Origin of the sequence: Rhizobium sp. HT1-10 (genome assembly GCF_049472505.1) — a bacterium.
GTDB lineage: Bacteria > Pseudomonadota > Alphaproteobacteria > Rhizobiales > Rhizobiaceae > Rhizobium.
The window spans coordinates 1-16,902 of sequence record NZ_JBCEBQ010000016.1; the positions used below are offsets into that span (position 1 = coordinate 1).

Annotated in this window: 13 protein-coding genes; 1 reads left to right on the top strand and 12 read right to left on the bottom strand. The window is 60.9% G+C overall.

Going from position 1 to position 16,902, the window contains the following annotated elements:
• Window positions 1-576 precede the first annotated feature (576 nt).
• On the top strand, window positions 577-942 hold the full coding sequence (locus VH564_RS24205) for a hypothetical protein (protein ID WP_423342406.1): 366 nt from the start codon (window positions 577-579) through the stop codon (window positions 940-942).
• 216 nt (window positions 943-1,158) lie between these two features.
• On the opposite strand, the gene VH564_RS24210 is transcribed toward VH564_RS24205, so the two are convergent.
• The 12 genes from VH564_RS24210 to sseA form a co-directional block, all read right to left on the bottom strand.
• Window positions 1,159-2,121, bottom strand: coding sequence for a C-terminal binding protein (locus tag VH564_RS24210; RefSeq protein WP_423342407.1), 963 nt, complete (start codon window positions 2,119-2,121; stop codon window positions 1,159-1,161).
• Between the two features lie 46 nt (window positions 2,122-2,167).
• Window positions 2,168-3,139: a ketopantoate reductase family protein gene (locus tag VH564_RS24215; protein ID WP_423342408.1), complete on the bottom strand. Its 972-nt coding sequence runs from the start codon at window positions 3,137-3,139 to the stop codon at window positions 2,168-2,170.
• 11 nt (window positions 3,140-3,150) lie between these two features.
• Window positions 3,151-4,332, bottom strand: a complete 1,182-nt coding sequence (locus tag VH564_RS24220; protein ID WP_423342409.1) for an acyl-CoA dehydrogenase family protein — start codon at window positions 4,330-4,332, stop codon at window positions 3,151-3,153.
• A gap of 97 nt (window positions 4,333-4,429) precedes the next feature.
• Window positions 4,430-5,533, bottom strand: a complete 1,104-nt coding sequence (locus VH564_RS24225; RefSeq protein WP_423342410.1) for an LLM class flavin-dependent oxidoreductase — start codon at window positions 5,531-5,533, stop codon at window positions 4,430-4,432.
• 168 nt (window positions 5,534-5,701) lie between these two features.
• Window positions 5,702-6,793: an LLM class flavin-dependent oxidoreductase gene (locus tag VH564_RS24230; RefSeq protein ID WP_423342411.1), complete on the bottom strand. Its 1,092-nt coding sequence runs from the start codon at window positions 6,791-6,793 to the stop codon at window positions 5,702-5,704.
• Window positions 6,790-8,520, bottom strand: coding sequence for a dipeptide ABC transporter ATP-binding protein (locus VH564_RS24235; RefSeq protein ID WP_423342412.1), 1,731 nt, complete (start codon window positions 8,518-8,520; stop codon window positions 6,790-6,792). Before VH564_RS24235 ends, VH564_RS24230 begins: the two co-directional genes overlap by 4 nt.
• Entirely contained in the window at window positions 8,499-9,347 is an 849-nt protein-coding gene (locus VH564_RS24240; RefSeq protein WP_423342413.1) for an ABC transporter permease, read from the bottom strand. The genes VH564_RS24235 and VH564_RS24240 overlap by 22 nt, the downstream gene beginning before the upstream one ends.
• Window positions 9,344-10,354, bottom strand: a complete 1,011-nt coding sequence (locus VH564_RS24245; RefSeq protein WP_423342414.1) for an ABC transporter permease — start codon at window positions 10,352-10,354, stop codon at window positions 9,344-9,346. The genes VH564_RS24240 and VH564_RS24245 overlap by 4 nt, the downstream gene beginning before the upstream one ends.
• Window positions 10,355-10,392: 38 nt before the next feature.
• Window positions 10,393-12,045 (bottom strand): ABC transporter substrate-binding protein, encoded by a 1,653-nt coding sequence (locus VH564_RS24250; protein WP_423342415.1) that lies wholly within the window; start codon window positions 12,043-12,045, stop codon window positions 10,393-10,395.
• A 220-nt stretch (window positions 12,046-12,265) separates the two neighbouring features.
• Window positions 12,266-14,584: a molybdopterin guanine dinucleotide-containing S/N-oxide reductase gene (locus VH564_RS24255; RefSeq protein WP_423342416.1), complete on the bottom strand. Its 2,319-nt coding sequence runs from the start codon at window positions 14,582-14,584 to the stop codon at window positions 12,266-12,268.
• 43 nt (window positions 14,585-14,627) lie between these two features.
• Window positions 14,628-16,004: an FAD-binding oxidoreductase gene (locus VH564_RS24260; RefSeq protein WP_423342417.1), complete on the bottom strand. Its 1,377-nt coding sequence runs from the start codon at window positions 16,002-16,004 to the stop codon at window positions 14,628-14,630.
• Window positions 16,001-16,879 carry a 3-mercaptopyruvate sulfurtransferase gene (gene sseA / locus VH564_RS24265; RefSeq protein WP_423342418.1) on the bottom strand — a complete coding sequence of 293 codons (879 nt, stop codon included), beginning with the start codon at window positions 16,877-16,879 and terminating at the stop codon, window positions 16,001-16,003. Before sseA ends, VH564_RS24260 begins: the two co-directional genes overlap by 4 nt.
• Window positions 16,880-16,902: the final 23 nt, after the last annotated feature.

Here is a 16,902-nt window from a genome sequence, read left to right on the forward strand (position 1 = left end):
ACGGCGACAGCTATCGTCTCGCCCAAAGCCGCGCCAGAAAGGCCGGCTAAACCCTCCTTGAAAATCGCCACGCACGCATGAGACCCCCGCTCGGGCTACGCCCTCCCGGAGGTCTCATGCGTGCGCCACAAGTGGCCTGGTTTTACTCCGCCGCCTGGCCTTAATTTGCTCCGGCGTTGACAGGTATCATTCTCAAACGGGGCGTTGGCTTTCCCGCGATAACTTAGGCGAATTCACGGATTCATCTTATAACCTATATATTTATGCATCACTTTCTCCGCTCAGTCAGACCGATGAGCTTGGGTTGTTCCCTTCTCCAGCGGGGGGGCAATGCTTCGGGAATTTGCCACAGGGCCCGGACTCTGGTCTTGTAGTGCCGGTTGGCACTCCTCGCCAGGGCGAACCTTGGGGAATGTGGACGAATGGATACGACACTACCCGCATCTACGACGGACAGGGGAACGCCTGATATGATATAGATCATGGCCATCATGGAAGAGGATGGGAATATCATATGTGGGAGAACGGCCAGCGACAGCCAGGTGTCCGTTTCATGCCCCAAGAGTGAGAATGCTAATGGAAAAACAAAATTTTACATCTTTCGCCGACTTTGAGATCAGAACTATTGGTTTCGATCACCCTGATCTTCTCCTGAAACTATTCGATTCTACGGAGGTCAATTTTTATGCGCTTACCTTCCTAGATGTCGCGTTCTGTATATTCGAAACGGATCATCTCCAAAATGTTATCAGCGAGCTGAGCGTGTTTGAAAATATTTCTTTAGCCAGAAATGATCTTGCCTTCGAAAAATTCGTGCGCTCAAGAAGTTTAACTGATGATCTGGAGCGAATTGTTGGGAACTATCAGGTCTGCTATATTCGACCGATTACGGGAGGAGACATGATCGTTATATTCTCGGACTGCAACTTCACTCTGGGATGAGCAAAATCAATTTTTCGGCACCTTCCATAACTCGGCGTTATGCCCAGAAGTCCGTGCTATCAAGCACTTAACCCATCTGGGTAAGGTGTCGCCGGTTCAGATCCATTCGAGACCCGCATATTTGGGCCGCCTTAAGCGGAAATTATTTCCCGCTCTGGTACGAGAAACGCCGGTTCGATACCCTTTAAGAGCAAACCACCTATGTGCGAAGTGCTTTTAAGCCGTTATTTGATTTCGAAGCTTCCCATCTTCAAGCAACATTTTGACAGTTTGCGCGGCGTTCTGGCGCATCTCGATGGCGGCATGGTCTGAGTAGAAGGCGTTGTGCGGCGTTATCACCAGCCGTCCCGCGAGCCAATCTTCACGGTTGCGCCAGGCGGATAGCAGCGAATGGTCGAGGGGCGGCTCCTGCGCCAGAGTGTCAATGGCCGCCGCTCTCAGCCGGCCGCTTTTGAGCGACGCTTCAAGTGCGTCGAAGTCATCAAGCAGTTCGCCCCTGGCCGTATTGACCAGAATTGCCCCCGGCTTGAGCCGGGCGAGCCCCTCGGCATCTAGCATGCTGCGCGTCTCCGTTGTCGTGGGACAATGGAGCGTAACGATATCGGATTGCGCCAGCAGATCATCCAGGCTGTGGACGCGCTGATACCCGACCGCCTTTTCGTGACCGGGCGGCTGGCCGGGATCATAGCCGAGGATTCGAAAGCCGAACGGCTTCAGCCGGTTGACGACAGCGGTACCGATGCGCCCGACACCTACCACGCCTACGGTGGCCTGGTTCGAACGGGAAAGTGGCGTCAGGCTATGGGTCTGCCATCCGGACGTATAGAATCGGGCGCGGGCGTCATGCTCCCAGAGCCGCCTGTGCAGCGACAGGATCATTGCTATCGCGTGATCGGCGACTTCCTCGGTGCCGTAGTCGGGATTGTTCGCGAAGGGGATGCCGGCCCTCTCCAGCGCGGCGATATCGATCTTTTCATAACCCACCCCATAGCGCACGACGCCCCGGCAGCGTGTCAGGTGGCCAATGCTTCTGGGACCCAACCGGGCACCCCAGACCATCAGCGCATCGAGACGGGCCAGGCGGTCGGGAGCAAAGAGCGCTTCGTCCGTGGTGCCGAAAAAATCGATCTCCACATCGTTGCCGAGCAGTTCCGCTTCGAGATCGGGCATGCCGATCATGTGATCGGTCAATCCGACCACATATTTCTGGGGTTTCGTCATTGTATCAGCCGAATACGGTGGAGATATCCACCGAACCCGACAGTGCCCCGTCGCGAGCAAGCCTGGCTACCGCTTTCTGAAAGGCCGCATTGATGGGCGCGGCGACGCCATGAAGACGTCCGAGGCTTACGATCTCGCCATTCAGATAATCGACCTCGCTGGATGTACCACGCACGAAACTCTGCCAGGTCGATTGCTGGCCGCGTTCGATGCCGCTGCCTTCCGCGACGTGCCAGCCGGAAATATCGACAACTCTTTCCGAAGCGACCGCGGGGTCATATCCCGCAGCCCTCAAAACGATGCGCGCCTCGTTTGCGAGTTCGGTAGCGGCCCTGGCGCGCGCCTCCGGCGCACCGGCGAAAAGCTCTACGGCATTGGTGACATTGTGCTCCAGCTTCGCGGCTTTCCAGCGGCGAATGTCCGCGCGGGCTTCCGCCAGATATCCGGCCTTCGTCAGATCAGAGACGATAGTGGACGCTGTCTCGTCCAGCCCGTTCGGATAGCGCCCAAGCGTCACCACGCCGATATTTGGGGCACCGCCAACGACGACTTCCCCGGTGACGGTATAGCGTGCGGGAACGAGAATGCTGGCGGCATAGATATGATTGAAGCGCCGCAGCGCGATGTTTTCGGCGGCCAGTCCGTTCTGGAATGTCACCAGCGGTAGATCCGATGCAAGGCCGCCGCCGTCCACATCGCGCCACGCCCAGAAACTGGTTGCCGCTTCGACGTCCTGCGCCTTCACCGTCAGGAGGAGGATATCGTCCGGCTTGAGATCAGGCGGTGTTGCCGTATCGACTGCATTGAGCCGGATAACGCCTGTCTCCTTCGGCCTGCGATAGGACAGGCCGTGGAGGGCGATATGAGATATCTGGGCTCCGCGTCCCACCAGAATGTAGGAAATATTGTTGATTTCTAACTGTGCGGCGAGGCTGGCGCCGACCGCGCCTGCGCCGATGATGATGTAGCGTGTCATGTGCTTATGCTTCAGGCCGTCTTGAGTACCGGGATATCCGTCGGATGATGCGACGAGGCGGATTGGTCCTGTCTCCATCCATCGAACGCCGATCGACCGAGAATGGATATGCACGTATCTTCCTGCGGAGCGTGGACGAGCACGGCCTGGATGTCGCGGAAATGCCTCTCAAGTCCGAGATCGCCGCCCAGCCCCGGATTGCCGATGCCGCGCACCGCGATCTGCACCGCATCGCGGAGCTGCCGGCCAGCGATGATCCGGGCACGAATCAGCCTTTCCGGGTTGCTCTGGCTGCTCTCGAGCGTATCGAAGATGATCTGGCGGGCGCCGGAAACGAGCAGGTCGATTTCACCCGAGAGTGTGATGAACCGCTCGGTGCGGGCGATGGGATGGCCGAGATTGGTCGGTACCCGTTCGTGCGCGAAGCGGATGAACTCTGCCTGCGCCGCCTCCGCGACGCCCAGATAGATCGCGGTCAGTGCCAGCGTCATGGCCGCGTGGGCGCGATTGTCCTGCTGGGCCAAGGACGGATCGACGAGATCGAGCACATTTTCCGCAGGGATTATCACGTCATGGTATTTGACGTCGTGGGAGCCTGTCGCGCGCATGCCGAGGCTTTTCCAGTTTTCGATCACCTCGATGCCGGGAAGCCCGTTAGGCACGATGAATGTTCCAACCCGCGCCGGCGTTTCGTCGGTATGCGCCCAGACCAGGAAGTGGGTAAGCCCGTAAGCACCGGTCACGAACCGCTTGTGACCGTTGATCGCCCAGCCAGTCTTTGTCAGGCGGGCAATCGTTGCCGGCAGGCCGCCGCGTGCGGGTGAGCCCAGTTCCGGTTCGACGCGAGCTGCGTTCAGCAGCAGCGGACGTGCTTTTGCCTCTTCCAGCAAGCGCTTGTAGAGATCTTCCGGCCAATGGTTTCTGCTGGCCTGGCCGAGATGGTTGAAAAGGGTCATGGCGGTGATCAGCGCAACGGATGGATCTCCGCGCCCTATCGCCGCCAGAATGTGGGCTGCATCATAAAGGCTGCCGCCCTTGCCGCCAAAGCGGGTGCCGACGGTGGTTTCCAGAAGGCCGCTTTCATGCACGGCGCGAATGCCTGCCCAGGGAAACGAGCCGCTGCGATCAGCATCGGGAGCGGCTTCTGCAACAATCCGAACCGTTGCGTCGAGACTGCCTGTATCGTGGGGCATGGGCTGGGGCCTTCTGACTGTAGGATAAGCGCGGTTTTCTCTGCCGCGAGACAAATTGCTTGATTTGCGAACCGTCGGTGCGCGCTTCACGAAGAATTCAGGCGGCGGCCTTCTTTTTCGAGTCTTCCCGCTCACGAATGCCTTCGCGCACCAGCGGCAGGATGTATCGACCATAATCGACGGCATCGTTGTAATTGTCGTAGCCGCGGATCGAGATGAGGTCGGCACCAAGATCGACGTAGTCGAGGATCGAGTAGGCGATGGTCCGCGGCGATCCGACGAGCGCTGTGGTCGCGCCGCCGGCATTGGTGGCCGTCACCGTCGGGTACCAGAGGGCGCGGTCATGCACATCGCCGCGGGATGCAATGTCCAGCAGCCGCTGCGAGCCGACATTGGCCGGCCGCGGAGCGGAAAGAGGTGAACGGCTGAGGCCCTTCTCGCGATTCTCGTTCAGACGATCAAGCACGTTGTGCGCCTTTACCCAGGCGAGCTCATCGGTCTCGGCGACGATTGGCCGAAAGGTGACCCATATGCGCGGGCGATCCGTTCTGCCCGCCTTTGCGGCTTCGGCGTAGATCCGGTCGATCTGCTGCCTGGTCTCGGCAAGCGGCTCGCCCCACAGCCCGAAAATATCGGCCAGCGAACCGCCGATCCGATAGGCGGCATCGGAGGAGCCACCCAGCGAGATGGGGATGAGACCCCTTGTCGGGCGCACAGCGCTGCGGAATTGTTTGAACTGATAATATTTGCCATCGAAATCGAAAGGTTCGGCCGACGTCCAGACCTGCCGCAGGATGCGGATGTATTCCTCCTGCCTCTCATAGCGCTCCTCCTTGTCGAGAAAGTCGCCTTCGCGCGCCTGCTCGTCGTCGCTGCCACCCGCGATAAAGTGGACGACCACGCGCCCGCCGCTCAGCTGATCGAGTGTGGCCAGCGATTTTGCCGCAACCGTCGGATAAACGGTGTTCGGACGCAGGGCGACGATGATCTTGATGTTTGTCGTATGGGCGAGGATCGTCGCGCCGATGGTGAAGGGATCAAAGGACGATGATGAATAAGGGATCAACGTATAATTGAAGCCGTAATCGTCGAGAGAGCGTGCGTATCGTTTAAGAAAAAGCGGGTCCGCCGGCGCATCTGGAATGGGATTGAGGTCATTGGATTCATTTGGAAACGTGACGCTGATGAATTCTGCGGCCATGTGAGCCTGTCTCCCTGAGGGTTATCCGTGGGTGGAAAGTAGAACCTGGCAACCCGGGGAGGAAGACAGGTCATTCTTATTCCATAGAAACTGTAGAAAATATTCGCGCGAGGACAGCGGTGTGGAGTTAATCGGCGTTCCGACCCTGCGTCGGGTCAGGCTTTGGGATCAGAAGCTGGGAGACCAGCCGAGGCTTGGAGCCACGGTGCCCGTGAAGTCGCCGAGCAGCCGGATATTTTCTTGTAGGCCAAATGCCGGCGGCAGAAAAAGAATGACTTCATCGGCGGTGCTGAGGCCGGGATCGTTGTAAATCGCTTCGAGAACCTGATCGGGATCGCCATGAAATACAGGCGAAATCTGCGTCCCAGGCGGCTGGTTCACGCGCTCGGCGGGCTGAAGCGCACCCTTGGGCCGGGAGGCGGCAATGCCGAGCGTGCGTCGCTCCAGGTCGTAGGCGGCATATTTCTCCCGTAAGTCCGCGGTATTGCCGACGAGGATGGATGCGGCCACGATCACCGGTGGCGGCTCCGTTCCCCATATGTTGCGCCAGTGGGTGCGGTAAGCCGTGATGCTGCGCGCCTGATATTCGCTGAAGGTTTCGCCCTCTTCATGGTCGTGGAGCACGGTGCCTGAGATCAGTCCGATACCGATTTCCGCAGCTTGCACTGCGGATGAAAAACTGCCCGAGCCCTGCCTGATGCGCGAACGCAGCGTCGGGCTGTGCGGGGTGACGCGCAGTTCGGCGCCTTCTGGCGCGCCAAGGCCCGGCTCGGTAACGGTGTGCAGGACCTCGCCCGAAAGGGCGGCGAGAAAACGGGACTGGCGGCGCTTTGCCTCGGTGCGGGCGTCGGTATCGACCGTGCCGAATACGGCATCGAACGCGGCGTTCGCACCGGTGGATATGGCAAGCTCCAAACGGCCATCGATCAGGAGATCGGTCGTGGCCGCTGCCTCGGCAAGCAGGATCGGATCCTGGTAGCGCATCGGGATGACGGCCGAGCCGAGCGTTATATGGGATGTGTGCTGGCCGGTCGCGGCAAAGAACGGGAGCGGCGAGGAGAGATAGTGGTCGAAGTGCCTTTGGTAGGCCCAGCCCGACTGCAGGCCCAGTCGCTCGGCTGCCTTGAAGAGCTCGATCCCGTCGCGCAGTCCCTGTGCCGGGCCGGCGTCGTCGTTGAAAGACACCCTTGTGTTGAAGCCAAGCCGCTTCTTCGCCCGGAATGATGCTGGCAGAGTGCTGGAGGGCACGGTGATGTTCATGCGATATTTTCCTTTTGGAAGGCCCGCCGCGGTTCCAGATGCGGCACCGGTGCGATATTCGCAGCGCCCGACGGGATCGCTTCCAGCAGAGACACAGTGTAGGGCTGCTGGGGATTGTCGAAGATGTCGGCGACAGTCCCGTGTTCGACGATCCGCCCGCGCTGCATGACCGAGACGGTGTGCGCGAGTTGGCGCACGAGGGCCAGGTCATGCGACACGAAGACATAGGTCAGGCCCAGCTTGGCCTGCAGCGAGAGCAGCACCTCGACGATACCGGCCTGGACGCTGACGTCGAGTGCAGAGGTAGGCTCGTCAAGCACGATGATGTCCGGCTTCAGAACGAGCGCGCGGGCAATCGCCACACGTTGGCGTTGGCCACCTGAGAGCTCACCTGGCTTGCGGGAAAGAAAGTCTTCGGCCAGCCCCACATCTTTCAGCGCTGCAAAAACCCTGTCGCCCTGCTCCTTGCGTGTTCCAATCTTGAACCGGTCGAGCGGCTCACGAACCAGCTCCTCGACTTTCCAGGACGGGTCGAGCGACGTGAAGGGGTTCTGGTAGACGATCTGCAGATGGCGCCAAACAGAGCGCAGTGAAGCCTGAGTACGCCCCGTGAGTTCCTCGCCGGCCACTGAAATCTGACCGGTATCGGGCTGCTCCAGCCCCAGCAGCAGCCTGATCGTCGTTGTCTTGCCCGAGCCGGACTCGCCGACTAGCGCATGCGTGGTGCCGGCCGGAACGCTGAAGGAAACGTTATCGACAGCTGTCACCACCTTGTTACCGACGGTGAAATTCTTCGTGACGGCGCTTACCTCGATCTTGGGCGAGTTGCCGCCGGCAGCCTTGAGCAGCCGGAAACCGGGGTCGCGCAGTGCGGCATACCGGTTTGGATTGAGAACAGGCACATCCGCGTGCAGTTTCTTCGTGTAAGCCGATGTCGGCGAGGAGAAGACCGCGGCGGTGCTGCCGGCCTCCTGCACGACGCCGTCCTTCAGCACCACCAGAGCATCGGTTCGCTCCGCGGCAATCGCCAGGTCGTGGGTGATCAGCAGCAGGCTCATGTCCAACTCGCGCTGCAGCCGTGAAAGCAGATCGAGGATCGTTTTCTGGATGGTGACATCAAGCGCGGATGTCGGCTCGTCGGCGATCAGCAGTGTCGGGCGAGGCAGAACGGCCAGGCCTATCAGCACGCGCTGCAGCATGCCGCCGGACAGCTGATGCGGGTAGGAGTCAAAAACACGCTGTGGATTGTCGAGCCCGACCTGCGCAAAGGTATCGAGGACCAGAGCCTTGCGGATGGCCTTGTCAGGCTCATCGAGGAGGGCGGCCGCTTCCATCGCCTGAACACCGATCATGCGCACCGGGTTCAGCGAATTGCCCGGATCCTGGGGAACGAAGCCGATGGCGCGCCCGCGCAATGGCTGAAAGCGACGTTCGGGCAGGCCGAGAATTTCCTGGCCTTCGAAGGCGATGCGGCCGCTGGCTCGCCCGCCATGGGGCAGCAGCCGGAGAACCGCACGCGCGATGGTCGATTTGCCCGAGCCGGATTCGCCAATGAGCGCAAGGCTCTTGCCGCGACCAAGTTCGAAACCGACGCTTGAGACGACCTCCTTTTGTCCGTAGGAAACCGAAAGCCCGGCGGCCTGTAGCAGCGGCGTTGAACGCTTCAACATCAGCGGTGAGGCATCGGCACGGCTGTATGCTGCAGCTAGTCTGTCTTGCGGAGCCATCGGCTAATCCTGTTCATAGAGAGGACGGTCGCGATCGTGACGAAGGCGGGCGCGTAGACCAGCCATGGCCATTTCAGGTAATCCTTGCCGATCGACACCAGCAGGCCCCAGTCCGAGGCAGGTGGCGGGTCGCCATATCCGAGAAAGGCAAGACCGGCGATCAGCATGATGGAATCGCCGAATTGCAGCAGTGCCAGCGGGAAAACCGAACGCGAGGCATTTGGCAGCACATGGTGCCAGAGGATGTGCCAGCGCGAGCCGCCGAGCAGAAAAGATGCCTCGACGAAGGTCGCCTGGCGGGTCTTGATGACTTCCGACCGCGTGACACGGGCGAACATCGCCACGGCAGAGACGCCGGTGGCGATCGCGGCGTTGGTGGTGTCGAAGCCGATTGCGGTGACCACGATGACGGCGAGCAGGAATTTCGGTATCGCCAGCAGCACGTCGACCATGCGGGCGAGCAGGGTGTCCAGCCGGCCGCCGAAGAAGCCGCCGAGGAGCCCGATGAAACCACCGGCGAAAACGCCGATGACGACAGCGATGAGCGCGCTCCTGACGGAAGAGGCTGCGCCATAGACAACACGCGTATAGAGGTCGCGACCCAGCTGGTCGGTTCCAAACCAGTGCGCGGCGCTGGGGCCAAGCAGCTTGTGGGCAGGCGTTCCGATGGCCGGGTTCTCGCTTGTGAACAGGCCGGGGGCGAGTGACCACGCGAGCACCAGCGCGACGATTGCGAAGGATAACACCACGGTCGCCGGCATCCGGATAGATGTCAGCCAAGCGGCAATGGTGAAACGTGGGCTGGAATAGCCGGAAACAAAGGTCATGATTTCACCGCTTGAGAAAGAACGGCCGAATTGTCGTCGGCGGTGACCGGCCGCCGCTCGGCAGAGCCGAGCAGTTTCACGCGGGGATCGAGCAGAGGGTAGGCAAGGTCGGCCAGCAGATTGACGACCACGAAGACGACTGCCGCCAGCGAGACGATTGCCTGCAGCACCGGCAGGTCCTGCGTGCTGACAGAGCGCTGCACAAGGCTGCCGACGCCGTTGCGGCCGAACACCGCTTCGGTGATCAGCGAGCCGCCGAGCAGTTCGCCGATGGTCAGCGCGATTACGGTCACGACCGGCAGAGAGGAGGGCTTGAGCAGGTGCTTGGCAAAGAGCCGCATCTGGCTCAGACCGCGGCTGCGCGCGACCGCGGCGTATTCTTGCCCGGCCTCGTGATCGAGGTTGGCGATGAGCACTTCCGCGATCTGCGCCGAGATGGGAATGCCGAGCGCAAGGGCTGCGAAGAAGGTCGCCCAGAAGCTGTCCGGCTTGATCACCCGGAAAAGACCCAGCTGGAAGCCGAAGATGTGAATCAGCACCAGGCCGATCACGAAATTGGGCACCGACAGGAACAGGGAAGGAAAGCCGCGCAGCAGCCCCTGGCCAAATTCCTTTCGAAGAAAGCGTGTTCCATAGGCAATGGTTATCGCTAGTAACAGCGCCACGACGAGACCGGTGAACGCAAGGATCAGCGTCGAGGGCAGCACATCGGCGATCAGGGTCGATACGGGCCGGTTGGTTCTCATCGAGATACCGAGGTCGCCAATGATAAAATGCGAGAAGGAGTTGGACAATTGCACCAGCACTGGTTTGTCCAGACCCTGGGCTGCGATGATCTCCTGGATCTCGGCCTCGGTGAAGCCGTTCTGCGGGTTGCGCAGAACGTTGGTGATCGGGTCGCCCGGCAGGATGCTGACGACGATGAACGTAAAGACATAGGCCAGCAGGACGACGACAACGGCCTGGATGAGGCGCTTTCCAGCGTAATTCAGGTAGGGGTTGGTCATGCCGATCATATCCTCACGTTTATCCTTCGTGCTCTCGGCTATTCGCTCAGGGATGCCGTGTAGTAGCTGGCGTAGGCGACGCCATTGTACGTCTCGCCTTTCAGCTTCGGGCTTTGCACGTAGATGCGCTGGACCATCTGGGTGCGCGGGATGAAGTAGCCCTGCTCCAGAATGTATTTCTGCAGTTCGTCGAGGAGCGGCTTTCGGATTTCGACGGTGGCTGCACCCGCGATCTTGTCACGTAGATCGTTGAGCTTCGTGTCGCGCTCGTCGAGCGCAAACCAGTTCTCGCCGTTGTTGGCGTTGGTGAGGATGCTGGCGACTGTTCCCGCATCGATGAAGCTGCGCGTCACCTCGTAAGCCGGCACGGCCGGACCGCCGAATGCCACCTTCTGGCCGAAAGTGACCACGTCGTAGGCGCGGATATCGACCTTCCAGCCGATCTTGCCGAGCTGCTGGGCGATCAGTTCGTCGATCGACTTCGATGTTGCGAGATAGGGGTTTGAATAGAGTGTTAGCACCAGCGGCTTGCCGTCCTTGGCGCGGATGCCGTCGGCGCCCTTAACCCAGCCGGCTTCGTCGAGGAGCTTTCCGGCCTGGTCCGGATTGTAGGCCAGCAGCGCGCTCTGGTCGGTCGCGCCGGGCACGTTGCTCTGGATGAATGACGTCGCGAGCTTCCAGTCCGGCGTATAGACGGTGTCGATGATCTCCTGGCGATTGATGGCGGCCTGTAGAGCCTGGCGTACCTTCACGTCGTCGTAGGGTGCGAGCTTGGTGTTGACTGCCCAGCCGTTGACGAAGCCGAGATAGCGCGGCGTTGAAACGGTGAAGCCATCCGCCTTGAGAGACTGAAGCTCCTGCGGCGAAGCGTTATAGGCAATTTCGGCCTGATCGGACTGGACGGCGGAAATCCGCAGAGATTGCTCGGATACCAGCTTGTAGGTGATCGAGTCGATATAGGCCGGGCCGGTGTGACCGACGGCGGCAGGCCCCCAGTTATAATCCTTGCGCTTCACCAGCTTGACGAAATCACCTTCCTTCCAGGAGTCGACCACATAGGGACCGCTGCCGGAGGTCTTGCTCAAATCCGCCTGGTCAGTCGCGGGCTGCGCGATCGTCTTCGGAGAGATGAGGATCGAGCCGTGGTAGCCGAGGGTCGGGATGAAGCCGAGCGTCGGCTTCTTGAAGACGACCTTGACCGTGGCCGCATCTACTGCTTCGGAATGATCGTAGGTCTTGGGGAAAAGCCCGATCGGGTTGATGCCTTCCTTCTTTCGGCCGGCATACCATATGTCGAGATTGGCCACGACCGCCACAGCGTCGAGCGGGGTGCCGTCGGAGAAGGTCACGCCGCTCTTCAGGTGGAGGGTAAATTCGGTGGCCTTGTCGTTCTGTTCCCATTTTTCGGCCAGCCATGGGCTCACCTTGCCTTCAGCATCGACGTAGATAAGCTTGTCCGTCACATGACCCCAAATATGGCCCTGGAAGCTGGAAATCGCACTATTGTTGGGAATCCATGTGTCACCAAGCGAATCGATGAGGAAGGTGATGTCGCCGCCTTCACGCGGGCTTTCGGCACCCAAAGCCGGGGTCATGCCGACCGTCGCCACAAACGCAGCTGCTACCAGCGCGGACGTGCCGACAAGCAGACGACGTCGGGAAAGGGAAAAGAAAGCGGAGCGTTCGGTCATATTGTGTCCTGTATTTTGCCAAGCGGATCAATGCGCTTAGGGTATGCAGGGCAGCCGAGCAGAGAAAGACTAGTTATTCTTATTCTATCAATTTAATGGATTATTTTGTTCGGTTTCGAGGTGCGGAGGGGTCAGCTTTTTTCGGGCGCCGAGATTGGCGGCGATCAGGCTTACGGGACGGTAGCTTCAATCGATGGCAAGGAAGGGTGGGTGATTGCCGTCAATCCCTCTTCATATCGGGGCCATGAGCGCCATCGGTAAACTTCATTTCTTCGAATATTCGAACTGGGGGCGGGTCGCCGTGAAATCGTTCGACTTGCACGCGGGTTATTTGCCCGGTCGAGCCCTGCGCCAATCTTGAGGTGCCGATATCATGCGTTAGAATATTGGGGTTGCCGTGAATACACATGGCTTTGTCGGCGCTCCGGTCGTCCGGCTCGAACCACGCGCCGGTCGCAAGCTGCATAACGCCTTGCCGCAGGTCCTTGCTGAGGATCGCCGCCGCAAGGCAGCTGCCACGGTCATTGTACAGCCTCACGATGTCCCCATCAACAATGCTGCGCTCGGCAGCGTCGGCCGGGTGAATGCGGAGCGGTTCACGGCCCTTGATCTTTGTCGAACGGCTGAAATTGCCGTAGTCGAGCTGGCTGTGCAGGCGCTGATGCGGTTGGTTGCAAACGAGGTGCAGCGGATAGCGGTCGTCGCCTGAGTGCCGGGCCGGGTACCATCGCGGATGGCCGCGGCAATCGTCGTAGCCAAAGCCTTCGACAGTTTCAGAGAAGATCTCGATTTTACCCGAAGGCGTCGGCAGGGCCGATGCGAGCGGATCGTCGCGGAAGGCCCGCGCCGGACCGCCCACATCGGCTTTCAGCGGCAGGCGGATTTCTCCGCGGTGCCAGAATTCCTCGAAGTCCGGAGCCTCGTGGCCGCCGGCCGCCAGCGCCGTGCGGGTCGTCTCATACAGGAAGGCGAGCCATTGCCGCGACGATCGGTTTTCCGTGAAGGCTTCCGCCTTGCCGAGATGTTCCGCTATCGCGGCGAAGATCTCGTAGTCGTCGCGCGCCTCGCCCACCGGTTCGATCAGGCGCTTCATCGCCACCATCAGCGGATCGCCGGCTGAAGCGCCGATATCCTCGCGCTCGAGTGTCGTCGTCGCCGGCAGGACAATGTCCGCGTGGCGCGCCGAGGCGGTCCACGCCGTCTCGTGCACGATGATGGTTTCCGGCCGGCGAAAGGCCTCGCGCAGCCTGTTGAGATCCTGGTGATGGTGGAACGGATTTCCGCCTGCCCAGTAGACCAGTTTGGTATCGGGATAGCGCGCATCGATGCCGTTGTACTGAAACGCCTCGCCCGGATTGAGGAGCATGTCGGCGATCCGGGCGACGGGAATGAAATCCGCCACGGGATTGCGGAATTGGTTGAAGGTCGGCAGCGGCACGGCGAGTTGCTGCTTGCCGTTGTTGCCCAGGGCGCCCAGCGAATAAGAGAAGCCGCCCCCGTCGAGGCCCATCTGGCCGAGCATCGCGGCCAGCACAATGCCCATCCAAACCGGCTGCTCGCCATAATCGGCTCTTTGGAGGGCATGCGCAACGGTAATCAGTGTTCTCGCCCCCGCCATCGCCCGTGCCAGCTCTTCGATGACGCCTGCGTCGATGCCGCAAATGGCAGACGCCCATCCAGGGCTTTTCCGTTGGCCATCGCTACCGCCGAACAGATAGTCCTCGAAGCACACGTAACCGACGGCATAGCGATCAAGGAAGTCGCGGTCGTGCAGCCCTTCCGTGGCAAGCACATAGGCAAGGGCGAGCATCAGCGCGACATCGGTGCCCGGCGTGATGGACAGCCATTCCGCATTGGCTTCTACGGGAAAGTCGTCTCGCAACGGACTGACGAGGACGAAACGCGCGCCGCGCGTGGTGGCGCCCATCAGCTTGTCACGCACGATGTGCTGACTGTTACCGCCGCCATGGACGTCCGAATTCTTGATAGCCATGCCGCCGAAGGCGACGATCAGTTCGCTGCTCCGCTCGATCGCGTCCCAGGTGACGCTCTTGCGGTCGAAGTGATCGTAGGGTCCGAGCACATGAGGGATGATCACCATTGCAGCGCCGGAGCTATAGGTGTTAACAGAACGGACATAACCGCCGAGCACATTCAAGAAGCGATGGACCTGGCTCTGGGCATGATGGAAGCGGCCTGCGCTCGACCAGCCATAGGAACCGCCGAACACGGCCGTCGGGCCGAAGTCACCATAGACCCGCTCGAGCTCAGCCGCGACGAGCTCGATTGCCCTCGCCCAGCTCACCTCGACATAGTCGTCGGCGCCACGGTCCAGCGCATTGCCTTTCTTGCCCTCGAGCCAGCCACGCCGCACGGCCGGACGTTTGATGCGCATCGGGCTGTGGGCGATAGCCGGCAGATTGCCAAGAAGAGGCGAGGGATGCGGGTCGGCCGGATGGGGTCGGATTTCAAGCGTGCCGTCGCGATAGCGCCCCGAAAATGCGCCCCAATGAGAGCTGTGGGTTTGGAAGTCGTTCATCGGGAATCCCTCTTCACTCTTAACGCAGCCGAGGCCAAGAAACTCATTCCGGCAGAATCTTGCCCGGGTTCATGATGTTCATGGGATCGATCGCGGCCTTGATCACGGCCATCAGATCGACGGCATCGCCGTGTTCGCGGCGCAGGTAGTCGATCTTGCCAGTTCCTATGCCGTGTTCACCGGTCGACGTGCCGCCGACCGAGATTGCGTGCAGAACCATCGCCTTGTTGATCGCCGCGACCTCGTCGAGCTCTGCCCTGTTGTCCGGATCGACGGCGAAGACGACATGATAGTTGCCGTCGCCGACATGGCCGAGAATGGCGGCCGGGACGCTGCAGCCCTGCAGCAGTGCGCGCGTCTTCAGAATGCAGCCGCTCAGTTCCGAGACGGGAACGCAGACGTCAGACGACCAGCCTTTGGCATTCTGACGCTGTGAAACCACTGCATAGAATGCGTTGTGACGCGCCTTCCACAGCCGGTTTCGATCTTCCGCTGCGTTGGCCCATTCGAAATCCCGGCCGCCATGCTCCTCGACGATCGCCGCCACCATGTCGATTTGCTCCTGCACGCCGGCGGGAGAGCCGTGGAACTCGAAGGCAAGCGTGTCTTCGATCTTCAGCGTCAGGTTGGAATAGGCGTTGACCGCAGCGATGAGCCCACGGTCCATCAGTTCCATGCGGGCGACGGGGATGCCCAGTTGGACGACAGCGATCGCAGTATCGACCGCCTGTTCGACGCTCGCAAACGAGCACAGCGCCGCCGAAATTGTCTCCGGAATGCCGTAAAGCCGAAGTGTCACCTCGGTGATGATACCAAGCGTCCCTTCCGAGCCGATGAACAGCCGAGTGAGATCGTAGCCGGCCGAGGATTTGCGGGCCCGCCCACCGGTGCGCACAACCTGTCCGCTCGGCAGGACGACGGTCAGCGACAGGACGTTTTCGCGCATCGTCCCATAGCGGACGGCGTTGGTGCCCGAGGCGCGTGTCGCTGCCATGCCGCCGATCGAGGCGTTGGCGCCGGGATCGATCGGGAAGAAAAGTCCCTTGTCGCGCAGATGGGCGTTCAGCTGCTCGCGGGTGACGCCGGCTTCGACTGTGCAATCGAGATCTTCGGCGCCGACCCGAACGATCCGCGACATGCGCGAAAGATCGATGGAGATTCCGCCGCGTATCGCCGTCAGATGCCCCTCCAGCGAGGTGCCCGCCCCAAACGCGATCACCGGCACACCTTCGGCCGCACATAGCCGGACGGTCTGCGCCACCTCGTTGGTTTGTTCCGCAAATACGACGCCGTCCGGGATCGCGGCCGTGTGGTAGGATTCGCCTCGGCCATGCTGCTCGCGCAGGGCAGGCGACGTCGAGAAGCGATCGCCGAAAATGGCGCGGAGTTTGTCGGAAAGTCCTGTCGAGAGGTGCGTCATTCGCCGCCTCCGGTTTTTGCCGCGCCGGTGGCCACCGGTGTGTCGCCGGGCTGTCCCCACTCGGTCCAGGCGCCGTCGTAGATCGCGACGTCCTGCTTGCCGACGAGATGCAGCGCAAAGGCGAGTGCCGCCGCGGTAACGCCGGAGCCGCAGCTTGCGATGACAGGTTCGGCGAGATCGAGACCGGCATCCTCGAAGGCCGCGCGGATCTCGGGCAACGGGCGGACTTCGCCGGATTGCGGATCGGTCAGCGCGTTGAAGGGCAGATTGAGGCTTCCGGGAATATGTCCTGATCGCAGACCGGGCCGCGCCTCCTTTTCCTCCGCGGTGAAACGGCCGGCCGATCGGGCATCGATGACTTGCTCCGCCTGGCTCGTCAGATTGTCGAGAAGCTGCGCCTTCGAGCGGACGGCAGCCGGCGCGAATTTGGCACGGAACGAGGTGCTGGCCGGACGGGTAACTTCGTCGGTCACCGGCCTCGCCTCGCTCAGCCATTTTTTTAGCCCGCCGTCGAGAATGGCGACCCTGTCGTGGCCGAAGGTTCGCAGCGTCCACCAGACCCGTCCCGCCGACATCAAGCCGGGCGTGTCGTAGATCACGACAATGCTCTCGTTGGCGATGCCGAGATCCGAGGCATGGCGCTCGAACGCCTCACTGGACGGTAGCATGTGGGGAAGCGTCGTCCCATCGTCGGCGATTGCGTCGATGTCGAAGAAGCGGGCGCCGGGAATGTGACGTGTGGCGAAGTCCTCCGATGCCAGCGGCGTGACGCCCGGCAGCTTGAACGATCCGTCAAGAATGACGAGATTTGGCTGGTCAAGATGGGCCGACAGCCATTCGGTGGACACGAGCGAACCTGGCAATGTAGCGGGCATGGATTGCTCCCAGCAGTGCTGTT

Excerpts from the sequence above, each read along its gene's own strand:
- VH564_RS24210 (WP_423342407.1), bottom strand. The coding sequence starts at position 2,121 with ATGATCGGCATGCCCGATCTCGAAGCGGAACTGCTCGGCAACGATGTG.
- VH564_RS24260 (WP_423342417.1), bottom strand. The coding sequence starts at position 16,004 with ATGACGCACCTCTCGACAGGACTTTCCGACAAACTCCGCGCCATTTTC.
- VH564_RS24235 (WP_423342412.1), bottom strand. The coding sequence starts at position 8,520 with ATGGCTCCGCAAGACAGACTAGCTGCAGCATACAGCCGTGCCGATGCC.
- VH564_RS24255 (WP_423342416.1), bottom strand. The coding sequence starts at position 14,584 with ATGAACGACTTCCAAACCCACAGCTCTCATTGGGGCGCATTTTCGGGG.
- VH564_RS24250 (WP_423342415.1), bottom strand. The coding sequence starts at position 12,045 with ATGACCGAACGCTCCGCTTTCTTTTCCCTTTCCCGACGTCGTCTGCTT.
- VH564_RS24230 (WP_423342411.1), bottom strand. The coding sequence starts at position 6,793 with ATGAACATCACCGTGCCCTCCAGCACTCTGCCAGCATCATTCCGGGCG.
- VH564_RS24245 (WP_423342414.1), bottom strand. The coding sequence starts at position 10,354 with ATGACCAACCCCTACCTGAATTACGCTGGAAAGCGCCTCATCCAGGCC.
- VH564_RS24215 (WP_423342408.1), bottom strand. The coding sequence starts at position 3,139 with ATGACACGCTACATCATCATCGGCGCAGGCGCGGTCGGCGCCAGCCTC.
- VH564_RS24240 (WP_423342413.1), bottom strand. The coding sequence starts at position 9,347 with ATGACCTTTGTTTCCGGCTATTCCAGCCCACGTTTCACCATTGCCGCT.
- sseA (WP_423342418.1), bottom strand. The coding sequence starts at position 16,879 with ATGCCCGCTACATTGCCAGGTTCGCTCGTGTCCACCGAATGGCTGTCG.
- VH564_RS24205 (WP_423342406.1), top strand. The coding sequence starts at position 577 with ATGGAAAAACAAAATTTTACATCTTTCGCCGACTTTGAGATCAGAACT.
- VH564_RS24225 (WP_423342410.1), bottom strand. The coding sequence starts at position 5,533 with ATGGCCGCAGAATTCATCAGCGTCACGTTTCCAAATGAATCCAATGAC.
- VH564_RS24220 (WP_423342409.1), bottom strand. The coding sequence starts at position 4,332 with ATGCCCCACGATACAGGCAGTCTCGACGCAACGGTTCGGATTGTTGCA.